Annotated in this window: 1 protein-coding gene; it reads left to right on the top strand. The window is 70.1% G+C overall.

What is annotated here, in order from left to right:
* The first annotated feature begins 197 nt into the window (after nucleotides 1–197).
* Complete coding sequence (locus ACI2LP_RS04315) at nucleotides 198–12299, top strand: hypothetical protein (RefSeq protein ID WP_404723057.1); 12102 nt, start codon at nucleotides 198–200, stop codon at nucleotides 12297–12299.
* Nucleotides 12300–12722: the final 423 nt, after the last annotated feature.

Genomic DNA, 12722 nt, shown 5'->3' with positions numbered 1-12722 from the left:
GTATCAACGATCTGCCGATGGGCGGGTCGAGCCGTCCGGACGCGGGCGCGGGCGGCTCGACGGCCAATCCGTTTCCGGGTGGCGGTGAAAGGCTGGGTGGCGTGCCGAACGGCATCGACCCCGTGGCCCAGTCGGGTGCCGCGAGGCCTGCGGGCGGTTCTCCTGGTCGGATTTGGCCGGCCCGTACGGAGCCCAGCATGACGATCAACGATCTGCCGGCGGGCGGGTCGAGCCGTCCGGACGCGGGCGCGGGCGGCTCGACGGCCAATCCGTTTCCGGGTGGCGGTGAAAGGCTGGGTGGCGTGCCGAACGGCATCGACCCCGTGGCCCAGTCGGGTGCCGCGAGGCCTGCGGGCGGTTCTCCTGGCCGGATTTGGCCGTCCCGTACGGAGCCCAGCATGACGATCAACGATCTGCCGGCGGGCGGATCGGGTGGCGGGATCGGTGGCCCGGGCTCGCCCGAGGGCGCCGGGACGACGATGAACAGGGGCGGCAACGGCTCGGCCACCCAGGTCGAGCACCCCGCCACTACCACCGCCAGGCCTCAGGACGGTGCCAACACCCCGGACACGTCGCAGCCCACGGCGAATACCCCCAACTCCGAGGCGCGGCCGGGGCCGGGCGAGTCCATGCCGGATTCCCCGTTGCCTCAGCACACCGGGCCGAACACGTCCGGGCGCCCGGTGCCCGACGGGGCGAACAGCGCCGGGGCCGACATCAAGCCGGGCAACATCCTGGCCCTCCGCGACATCCCGCTCGGTACCACGATCCACGCGATCGAGCTCCGTCCCGGTGGCGGTGCCCAGGCCGCCCGCTCCGCCGGTGCCTCCGCACGGCTGATCGCGAAGGAGGGCCAGATGGCTCACCTCCGCCTGCGTTCCGGTGAGATCCGCCGGGTCGACGTGCGCTGCCGCGCCACCGTCAGCGGGGTCGGCAACGCAGAGTCGGTTACCGCGGGCGGCAGTTCGTCTCCGGGCACGGGCGGGCGGCTGGGTGTCGAAACGCCCGTCTCCCGCCCGCAGTCGGGTGCCGCGAGGCCTGCGGGCGGTTCTCCTGGCCGGATCTGGCCGGCCCGTACGGAGCCCAGCATGACGATCAACGATCTGCCGGCGGGCGGATCGGGTGGCGGGATCGGTGGCCCGGGCTCGCCCGAGGGCGCCGGAACGACGATGAACAGGGGCGGCAACGGCTCGGCCACCCAGGTCGAGCACCCCGACTCCGGTTCGGGGACGACGTCGGTGTCGCAGCGTCCGGCCGACGTGGCCGGTGCGGAGGCGGGTACCGAGCGTCCCGCTGCGGACGGCCAGTCCGGCACCCCGCGTCCCGGGGCAGACATTCACCCCGACGCCTCGCGACCCGGCGCGGACAACCAGAGCGCCGCCCTCACTTCGCCGCCGACCCGGCCGCAAGACCTCCGCTGGGACCCCGACGCGGCGCACACGGTCCTCACCAACCCGGACCTCGACCCCGCCACGGCCAACTCCGCCCTGGCGAACGCCTCGACGATCCTCACCGTCCGCGCCCACCAGGTGCTGCCGGGCGTCGACCCGCGCGGTATCGCCCCGCTCGTACCGCGGCCGGAGAGCCGCCCCGGCGTGGTGATCCACCCGGCGATGGTTCGTGCGCAGCACTTGGTCGCCGCGGAGATCCTCCGGCACGGCGTCCTGTCCGGTCAGGTGCTGGCCGGGCAGATCCTGCCGGGGTCCGTGCAGCCGGGCGGCGAGGTGCCGCCAGTGCTGTACGGGGCGACGTACGACCCGGCTCAGGACACCGTGCAACTCGGCGCGCACACCGTGCCGTTGACCGGCCTGCCGGACTTCCTGCAGGAGAACATGGGCTGGCTCCCGGGCCGGCCGGTGGTCCTCCCCGTCCCGCTGACCCCGGCCGCCCCAGGGGTCCCAGAAGACCATGGGATCACCGAGCTCACGCTGCCGGAAGTGCTGGCCGAGGCCCTGGGCGTGCCGGTCATCGTGCCGGTGGCCGCCGACTGGGACCCGGCCACCACGCTGATGTGGGTCGAAGTGGGCCCGGACGGCGAACTCAACGGGGCCGCGCACTCCCTTGGCGCGCTGCTCTCCGACGACCCGCAGCGCCCGCCGACGGCTGTGAAGACGGAGGCGACCACAGCACCGGACAAGGGGAAAGGCAAGGCCGCCGACCTCGAGGCGGGCACGGAACCGCAGCCCGGGCCGCTTCCGGTGGTCGAGTGGGGGGATGAGGCCGAGGCCCGGCAGGCGTACGCGGACGCAGAGCGTGCCGTGTTCGCAGCGCAGGACATGTTGGCGGACGCCGAGGCGGCGCACGCCGCCGGAGTGGAGTCCTCCGACCACGCCGACGGCAGCGCGGTCACCGCCGCGTCCGTGCGTGTCGCGGATGCCCTGGCACACCTGAGCGAGGTCGAACGGCAGTTGGACGCCGTGACCGGGAGCGAGCCGCTTCCGGTGGTCGAGGAAGTGGACGGACCGGTCAACGGGCCACAACGCGCAGCCGGCGTCCTCACCGGGAGCAGCGTCGGGGCGCCGCCGCCGAACCTCGCCGATCTCCTCAATGAGGTCAACCTCCATCTGCACAACCGCGGGGACGTCCGGGTGGCCGGCGCTGAGGAGATTGCCAGCGCGTACCAGCAGCTGCCGGCCGACCTGCGCTTCGCCCATCTGCGGCTGATGGCGCAGGGCATCGCTGACATCCTGCAGACCGGCCAGGTCATCCGGAGGCGCGGTGGTAGTCCGACACTGCTGTCCACCCAGATGCCCCAGGCGCCCGGACGGCAGTTGGACGCCGTGACCGGGAGCGAGCCGGGGGTCCCGGACAATCATGGGATCACCGAGCTCACGCTGCCGGAAGTGCCGGCCGAGGCCCTGGACGCGCCGGTCATCGTGCCGGTGGCGGAGGACCGGGACCCGGCCACCACGCTGATGTGGGCCGAAGTGGGCCCGGACGGCGAACTCAACGGGGCCGTGCAATCCCTCGGCGCGCTGCTCTCCGACGACCCGCAGCGCCCGCCGACGGCCGTGGAGACGGAGGCGGGGGCGACCACAGCAACGGACAAGGGGAAAGGCAAGGCCGCCGACCTAGTCGAGTTGTGGGAGGAGGGCGAGGCTCACCAGGCGCTCAAGGACGCAGAGCGTGCCGTGTTCGAAGCGGAGGGCACGTTGGCTGCCGCCGAGGCGGCGCACGCCGCCGGAGTGGAGTCCTCCTCCCACGCTGACGGCAGCGCGGTCGCCGCCGCGTCCGCGCGTGTGGCGGATGCCCGGGCACACCTGGCACATGAGCGGGAAGCGGAGAAATGGGAGATCGCCCGCATCGCGTTGAAGGCCCTCGGCACGGGTTTTGTCCTGGGTGGCAGCTTGGCGTTGCATGCTCACAAGGTGACCGATCGCCCGGCAGGGGATGTTGACATCTATACCCATGCTGGGGACCCCGAGAAGGCTCGCAAGCGTGCCGCCTCGGCGTTGAGGGTCGCTGGTTACCAGGTCGACACGTTCGATACGCATTCGATGCATGAGCAGAGGGTTTACCGTCCTGGCAAGGCGGACAACGCGGTTTCTTTCGAAATCACCAATATGGACCTGAGGGATCCTGCAGGATTCCAGATCGACGGTATGCCGGTCATGTCCATTCAGGACTGCATCTACAACAAGGCGGATGCGGCTCGTCATCGGGGGCATGCCAAGGATTTCTTTGACCTCAGCAACCTGATCGCCGTCCATGGAGTCGATGTCGTTTACTCTGGCCTCGGAATGGAATCCCTTAATCGGGAGATGGCGACAATCGGGTTGCAAAAGAAGATTGCTGATGTGTTTGATGAGAGCTTTTCTCCCTATGGTGTGCCCGGAGGCCGGGTCCGGCAGAGCATTCAGAATCTGACTTCTACAGCGAAGCGGGATGTTCTCGCCCGTACGGTGGTGGACTTCTCTGAGGGGTCCGCCCGGGTCGACGCGGTCGCCGAAGGGAAGTTGACCGATTTCGCCGAGCACGTGGTGCAGCAGCTGAGGGCGAACGTAGATCCGGATCGGCTGCGGGTCTCCATCGAGGCCGGTGGCCACGGCTGGGTGGCCCTGCGCGCGACGCTCGGTGGGGCGCCGGGCTTGTCCGGCTTGGCGACCAGAGCCGCTGATGCGCAGGCGGGCCGAACCGCCGCGAAGCGGGCCGGCGAGGTCCGGGCCAAGCTCGTGGACCACCTGACCCAGAAGCTGATCTACGATCAGATGGATCCAGAGCAGGCCAAGAGCGTGGCCAAGAAGCTGGTTCAACCGGGCAAGAGCGTAGGCACCGGTCGGCCGCGGGTGGCCAGTGTTGATTTGGCTAAGTCGGATATTGACAACAGGCTGCATCTGCGTGGCTATGACGGTCGGATGGTGGATCGCAACGATCTCGAGGGTATGCGCTCATTCATCAATGCCTGGGTGGCCGTCGGCAAGCATGCCTCCGTCCGCTTGTTGCTGCATCGGTTGCAGGTCATCGGTCCCGCGCAAAGGTACAAGGAGTTGGATCGGTACTACCGTCAGGTTGCGTCGCAAACGGAAAGCGCCGATCGTGCCGCGCTGCCGAAGAAGATCCCCATGTACTGGGCGGGGAACCAGCCCTCTGCGGAGGCCCTGGCCAACATCGAGGCCTGGGCGACCGAGGCTCAAAACAGGGGGTGGAGACTCCATCTGTGGACCGATGACAGCTTCGATATGTGGCCTGAACAGGTCCGTGATCGCTTGCGGAACCACCTGACCGTGCATACCAATAGTGAGTCTCTGGTCGAGCAGCAGGGCGGGGCGGCCGCGAAGGAGGTGTACAAAGAGGCAAAAAACCGCGGGGTCCACACCATGGTCTCCGACCTGGTCCGCTTCGCCATCCTCAGTGATCAGACCCAAGGGGGTGGTGTCTACCTCGATGTGGACATTGACCCCGGTGATGTGGACCTGGAGGCGCTGGAGGGGATCATGATGCACCCCGAGGACCTTCCGGTCTTCGCGCCCCGGCTGCGGGACATGGCCTCGGTCAAAGACGCCTTGCGCCACGCGAAACTTGACCACATCACAGATACCGACCAGCAGATCTCCCGTGCCGCCGAGCACATGTATCGGCGGGGCTTTCTCAATACCAATGTCATCATTTCCCCTGCCGGTTCGGTGTTTGCACAGCGCGCCCTGGAGGGTATCCCGCTGCGCTATCAGAGGTTCAAGGACAACTTCAACGCAAACTATGGTGAAGAAGCACACGCCAGACACGCCGACCTGTTCAGCAGGAATCTCAAGGAGTCGGCCGGCAACATCTCCGGGCCGGGTTTGCTGCAGGAGAGTAATTATCTGCCCAAGGGCACGCCCGATTTGATGTCGGCCTATGCCCAGGACATCTTCGGCGCCGTCTCCTTGGAAGACGCCGGCACACTGAAGCCCAGTTTGGGGCAGCACGAGACCACCCTATTGTTCGATCCGCAGCTCACCGACTGGATAAGCAAACTGCGTCTGGTCACCCCGGAAAGCGAGAACACACTCGACCGGCCTGCGCAAGGAACGTCACACGGTGCTGTACCACCCGCCGGATCGTCGGTTGAGGCCACCGCCGCTTCGCCCCGCCAGCACCCGACCGTTACGCAATCTGCCCCGGGCCGCTCGGCCACGCCCGGCCGGAGTCAAGGGGAGAGTTCTCAGGGGCCTTTCGTCGGCATGGCCCGCAGTGACAATTCGATGCTGAACGGGCTTACCAGGGCACTCTCCGATGCCCGGAAGGCCGAACACCCCAACCCGGATCTCATTCGCCGTCTCGAGGCCGCGATACCGCAGTGGACGCCTCGAATACAGCCCGATGGCCAGGAGAAAGAGGACGCCGAAGACGTTCGGATCACGCCCCCGGGCGACGCTGTCAAGACCACGGAGTCTGCGCTGCCGGAGTCTGACGGGATCGTTCCGTCCGGCTTGGAGCCGGAGGTATCGACCTCGGTCATGGCGACCGAGACGGGCACCGGAGAGCAGGTGTCCACCGCAGGCCCGTCCGGGACCTCGCCGGACAAGGGCAAGGGCCGCGAGGAAGGCCGGGACAGGACCGCCCTGCTGCCCCCGGCCATGCAGGCGCCCCCCGCCGACCAGAACCCACCCGCCCGCACCCCGATCGACCACGACGAGATCGACTACGGTCTCACCGGGGAGTCCCCGCACTCCGTCGTCGACCACCCGGAGGAGGGTCCGGCCCAGGAGAACCCGGCTCCGCTGCCCCCGCCGCAAAATTACCCTTGGTACGTGGACCACGGCGCGCTCGGCGATGCCGAGGTCGGAAGCGTGCCGAAGTGGTCGGACGGCCTGGCCCACATGTGGGCCACGATCGCCGCCCAATACATCGAGGAACCGCCCATCCGGGACGCGGTGACCCAGGCCCTCAGGGAGATCCTCATCTCCACGGACCCCGCCGAGTGGAACAAGGTGCTGGCCACTGGCCGGACGCTGGTCGTCGGCAACCAGCTGGTCTGGCTGAAGCCGGTGCTGACCGGCGTACGGCCGCACGGCCAGAGCGCCGGCCCCGCCGCGGGACCCGGTACCGCAACCGGCTCAGGCACCGGCACCGACGCCGCAGCCCCGAAGACGGGCACCACCCCCGCCAAGGTCCCCGTACCGCCCGGCTGGACGCCGGAAGGCGACCGCGAGTTCACGGTGGGCACCCAGTCCACGACCCGTACGGGCGCGCGGACCACCACCTCCGCCGCGTCCGCCGCCGTGGTCACCGCCGTGGACCTGGCTCTGGCCCAAGCGTCCGGCGCGTCCTTCGTCCCGCGCGTCAGCGTCACCGCGTCGACCACCGAGAGCCGGAACGCGGAGCGAACCGTCAAGACCGCGCACCGCACCCACCCGGAGTGGAAGGACTTCTCGGCGGCCGACGCCGGCATCCGGTTCCGCGTGTTCGTGGACGGCGAGGAACTGAAGAACGAGGAACCGGAGAACTGGGCGGTCGTCCAGCGCGACCTCGGCGTCGTCTTCCCGCCCGGGCTTCCGGCCGGCGTATCGCCGGTGGGTGCGCTGCAGGACGGTACGGCCGCGGGGCAGGCCGCCCAGGGCCAGCAGCCCGCGGTGCAGCGGCCCGTACGGAGCCCGCAGTACCTCAACGCCCTCGACAACGTCCCGTTGGTCACCGGACTGCACCGGCGGCTGAAGGACGCCGGGTTGCCCGCCGTGACGGTGGAGGACGTGATGACCCAGCTGGAGCCGTGGCTGGGTGAGAAGGAGCTGGGCCAGCACGCCCGCTGGGTGCTCACCTCAGGGCTGTCGACGGGGCCGATCGAGGCGGCGATCCCGCGCAAGCGCAAGCCGTTCCGAGGCTCCTTCACCATCCGGGCCGGGATCGACAGCCTGCAGTTCCTCGGGCTCTCCGAACCGGGACCGAGTCGCGGCCTGGAGGGAATCGCCACCAAAAACTCTGCCGCAGTGGCTGGAAGTTCGGGCGCCGCCATCACCGGTGGCGTCCTGCTGGGCGGTCTGTCGCACATCGGCGAGGATTCCGTAGTCGCGGGCAGCTTCCCCGACGCCGGCATCACGGGGAGCTCCACACGCAGCGGCGGGTACTCGGTGTCCTCGACCGCCACCCGGCATACCGAGTTCAAGTCCGGTCAGCCGCAGGTCACTTACGCGGCCGGGCTCGGGATGTCGGTGTCGGTCGAGTCGCCGACCCACCCGGACATCGAGCCTGTGACCTTTACGGTCCAGTCGGAGCTGGGCATCATGTTCCGCGGCCGGCCGCAGGCCGCCGACTTCGAGCGGCGAGTGCTCGCCGACGTGCACACCCCGGAGTTCCGCCCGTTGGCGGCGCCTGCCGAGGAGGCCGCGCGTCCGCCGCTGCGGCCCGGACCGCTGGGTGCCCGGCCCCATGTCAGGGCACTGCCGCGGGAGGGCACACCGCTGAAACGGGACCACAATCGGCCCGCCCAGCTGGACGAGGAGCTGTCGGCGCCGCACCCGCGGGAGCCGCTTGCGCTGGCCTCCCGCAAGGGCGGCGGCTTCGCGACCACGCTCGCCCTCCCGGGCGCCGAGCTGGTCCAGGGCCACTTCCTCGCCGCGCTCAAGGACAAGGTCAAGGACAAGGCCAAGGACTGGACCACCGTGGAGCGGGAACTGTCGTCCGCCTTTGGCCGGCCTGCCATGGAGCAGAACCCAGGCCGGGTGTTCGCCGGCTACCGGCGGACCGTCTGGGTCGGGAACCTGCCCTACCGACTGTCCGTCTACGGCCACCTGCGGGAACGGCTGCCCAGCGCCATGGACACCGGGATGGAGGTCATGGACACCGGGATGGAGGTGGAGTCGGTTGTAGGTGCCGGCGGCAGTGTCTCCGCCCATCGGGGCACCCGTTTGGGCATAGGGGCCAACTTCGGCGGCGGTCTGCGGGTCAAGATCCGCAACCTGCTCTCGCTGCACCTCGGCGGCGTCCACCTGTTCGCCGGGTACGGGCGGGGGAAGGACACCTCGTTCACGGGCGGCAGCAAGTCGAGCCGCCGGTCCAAGCCGAAGGGGGGGCCCGACGAGCACGCCTACAACATCGTCTACGAGCTGAACCTCACCCCGCTGAAACCACACGGCGACAGGAATGAGGTGCTGCGCAAGCCGCAGCCGGACGGAGAGACCGAGACCTGGTGGCTGAAACAGGACAACGACGTGGTGGCAGAGGTCGTCGTGCCGCACGCGTTCGTACCCAGGAAGCCGGTCAAGCCCGAGCAGGCCGCCCAGGCCGGCACGGCGAAGCGGGGGGATGCCTGGCCGGCCCAGGGCAAGCGCGTCGACTTCAAGAGCGGCGGCACGGCGGGCGTCGTCCCCGCCTTCCTGCCGGCGCCCGAACTCGTCAAGCTGGCTGCCGAGTTGTACGCGAGGCTCAACGGTTTGGGAGACGAGTGGGCGAAGAACCGCGAGCTCTGGCCGGACGAAATCCACGCCCTGGCCGACCCGGCCGTCCTGGAATCGGCCTTCAACGGCATGGTCGGCCGGTTCGGCCACGAGGGCGAACTGCCGCACCGCAAGGGCTTCGAGCAGGCCTTCCGGCTGCGGCTGCGGACGTACGAGCCGGAAGACCTGGGCGAGACCCCGGCCGGTGTGGACATCGTCGACACCAAGGAGGCAGGCACCGTACAGGGTTCGGTCGAGGAGGAAACCGTCGAGCTCGGCGTCAGCGCCACGGTGGGCGGCTACGTCACGGCGGCGCGCGCGATGCCCGAGCCGGACCCGGCGGACGGCCCGATACGGGAACAGAAGTCCGCGGTGGGTCCGGGCGGCGGCCATCTGTACCTGCAGGGCCGGGGCTGGGTCTCCAAGGGGTGGAGCAAAACCAATCGTAAGGAGCCCGGACAGCTCGGCAGGAACAAGGCCATCTACAAGACGTCACCACACGAGGTGAAGTCGCTGCCGGTCTTCGAGTTCACCGTGTTCCGTTGGAAGAAGAACGGCGAGCCGGCGGGGGAGGAGACGGGCTACCTCAGCGTGGAAGACGGCCTCCAACTGCTCGTACCGCAACGGGTGTGGCAGGATCTGGAGCCGAAGGATCCGCCTTCCGCGGACAAGGCACCCGGGACAGCGTCTGCTGGAGAGCCGCCCGTCCGGCCCGACCGCGACTACCTCACCTCCGACATCGCGGCCGGCATCGGCCGGGTCGAACGGCTGCGCGCGGACGAGGTCATGGACGTCATCACCACCAGCCTCCAGGCGCACGGCGTCCTCCCTTCCTTCCAGGAGCCCGACCCTTCGGTCCAGGAACCCGCCCCTTCCGACTCGCCGCGCCCCGATCTGCTCACCCGCGCGCTGCACAAGGTCTTCTCCTCCGAAGCGTTGGAGAACCAGATGCCGGACTTGATGGGCACCGGGGTCTGGGCGTGGCTCCCGGTGCCCGGATTCCTGGGCGCCACCTCGTACATCTGGGTGCGGGTGCGCGCCAAGGAGCTGGAGGCCGCGCACGCGCACCGGCCGCGCACCGATGTCAAGCTCAACGTGGCGGTGGCGGCCACCGAGAACCCCCGGAAGGACGTGGGCACGTTCAGCTCGTGGGGCGGGGAGTTGCACGGCCGGGGCGGAGCGATCGACGCCAGCGGCAGGGACGGTTTCGAGGCCAACGCCGGCTACCGGAGCACCAGCAGCCGTACGGTGTCCGAGGCGGAGCCCCAATCGGAGATCTACGACGCGGACCCACAGGACACGGCGGAGGAGTTCAACCACAAGCTGGTCTTCAGCATCGAGATGGGCGGTACGACCGAGCTGCCCCAGGTCCTGGACCTGCCGGTGACCGGGGTGCACCACGCGGTGCTGGGCATGGCGCACCACGGCTTCGACTCGCGTGAACCCGTCGCCAAGGTGCTGAACGGGCACCGCGCGTGGACCTGGTTCGAGGGTGGCTCCGGTGCCCGACAGGCAACGGGCGATGTACGCATCCTCGTCCCTTCGCACCTGACCGGACCCGCCGGAGACCAGTTCGTACCGCCCGTCAGCCGCGTGTACGGCGAGGAGCCGCGCTGGGTCGAGCGTCCGCCCGTGTCCGAACTCGCGGCCGGCCTGCTCCAACACCTGCACACGCTGGCCGCCCCGGCCGCGCCTGCGGTGGCGCGCCCGCCCGTGTCCGGACTCGCGGCCGGCCTGCTCCGCCGCCTGCACCCGCTGGCCGTCCCGGCCGCGGCTGCGGTGGAGCGTTGGGCGAAGCTGGCCGCCTCGACGGCCAAACGGGACCCCGACCTCCAGGCTGCCAAGGCCTGGGAGGTCGAGGGCGTCGACTTCACCACCACCGCGGGCCCCAAGTACGCCCACTTCACCGGTACGGGCATGTTGAAGGCCAACATCGCCCCGCTGCTTGGGCACACGTACGACGTACCCGTGAACGGCCAGAACGTCCGTGTCGGCTTCCGCCTGGACCACGCCAGGGTGGTGGGCCCGCCGCGGGGCGCGGTGTACGACGCAGCCCGGATCTCCAAAAAGGATCCGTCCACGGCGCACTCCGAGGCCCGGTCGAGCGGTTGGTCGGCGGGCGCGGGACCGCGGACCGTGGGCGACGGCGCCGGGCCGACCACGCTCTACGGCAGCGCGGCGGCCTCCGGGGGCGTCACCCAGAGCAGCGGCTACGCGTACAGGGACGGTTCCAACGACGAGAACCCCAGGACCGGCAAGGTCAAGCGCTCGCACCGCTATTACCAGTTCGACCTGACGGTGGTCTTCGAGGGGCCGCAGCGCACGCTCGAAGTGAAAGCACCGCGCGGCCTGTTCGCCATGCTGCCGCTCGGCGAGGACGGCAAGCTGCTCGACCGGCTCGAGGCGGCGCTGCCGGAGCTCTTCGGGCCGGACCGGAACAAGGACCTGCCGCCGCTGCGGGACCGGAACAAGGACCTGCCGCCGCTGCCGGACACCGCCACCCCGGCGGAGGGGGCCGAGTCGACGGTGGCCGTCCCCGCGAACGCCTTCGGGCGCCGGTCCCACGGCTGGTCCGGGCTCTGGTCGCCCCAACTGCGGCCGATCCCGGAGGAGGACCTCGCGAACCTCTGGGTGCCGGAGGACACCGCCGAGGAGTTGTCGCTCTCGGACGAGTCCGCGCCCGCGTCTCTGTCCCGTACGACAGCGCCCGCGGTCCTGCCTGTCACAACCGAGTCCGCGGCTCCGTCCGTCACGCCGCCGCCCGCAACCGAGCCCGCGCCGGCGCAGCCCGGAACCACCATGCCCCCGAGGCCCGCCATCCCGGAGGCGTTCCTCGACGCACCCAGGCCCCCTAAGCCCGCGGAAGAGCCCGTGGCCGCGGATGGCGGCGGCGTGGTGTCGGCGCCACACCAACTGCGTCTGGTCACCCCGGAAAGCGAGAACACACTCGACAGGCCTGCGCAAGGAACGTCCGTTGTGGGTGGGGCGGGCGTGCGGACGCAGACGGAGGTGGTGGACCCCTCCACCGACACGGGCGCGGGTGCGGACGCGGCGATGGCCGTCGACCCACCGACGCCACTGGCCCAGACGCAGCCGACTTACCAGGCCGTTCCGCCGCAGCCCGCGGCGCGGTCGGCGTGGGCGGGCGAATTCCCCCATGAGGGCGCCGGCGTCGGCGACGGCGGTTCGGGGATCGGCACGGCCGGGGGCGCCGCGTTCGAGGACCGGCCGGATCCGGCGGAGCTCATCCGGCGGGAGTACCAGGAGGCGGCGGACGCGATGGCGGCGGCCGCGATGACCCTTCGGGAGCGGGAGGCGGCGGCCGCCCTCGCGGGCAGCGCGGGGACGGCCGGCTGTGAGCTGTCGGTGGCCCAGGCGCACATGCAGAACTCCTCGGAGCGCTTCAACAGGGCGAAGCAGTTCTGGGAGAGCGCCTTCGGCTCGTGAGCGACACGGCGCCGTGTGACCTGATCAACCACCGAGAGCAAAGGGAGCAGCAGATGAGTGAGAGCGAGTAGGAGGCACCGGGAGTGGCCGGTGACATTCCCACCACTTCCGTGGATCCGGACCACTCCCCGGAGGGCGCCGCGGGTCCGCGATGCCCGAGCCGCCCCAGGACGACCGCAAGGCCTCCCGGCTGGCGCCCGACCACTGGTTCGGCAGGGTCGACCCGACCTGGGCAGGGATGGGGCCGCCGCCGGAGTGGGCCGTGGTCGGGCAGTGGCTCTCGGACGCTGCCGGGCAGATTGTCGGGTGGCGGACCAACGATGAGTACCGGCCCTCGCACACCTCGACCGGCGCAACACCCTGGCCCGACTCCCCGATGTTCCTGTCCGGGATGAGTCCGCGTCCGCGCACGGGACGCGGATC

The sequence above is a fragment of the Streptomyces sp. NPDC019890 genome (assembly GCF_044903445.1).
GTDB lineage: Bacteria > Actinomycetota > Actinomycetes > Streptomycetales > Streptomycetaceae > Streptomyces.
The sequence above is the reverse complement of the archived record's forward strand: the minus strand, read 5'-3'. Positions and strand labels throughout refer to the sequence as shown.

Bases quoted from the DNA above. Each gene is read 5' to 3' on its own strand.
- ACI2LP_RS04315 (WP_404723057.1), top strand. From the start codon at position 198: ATGACGATCAACGATCTGCCGGCGGGCGGGTCGAGCCGTCCGGACGCG.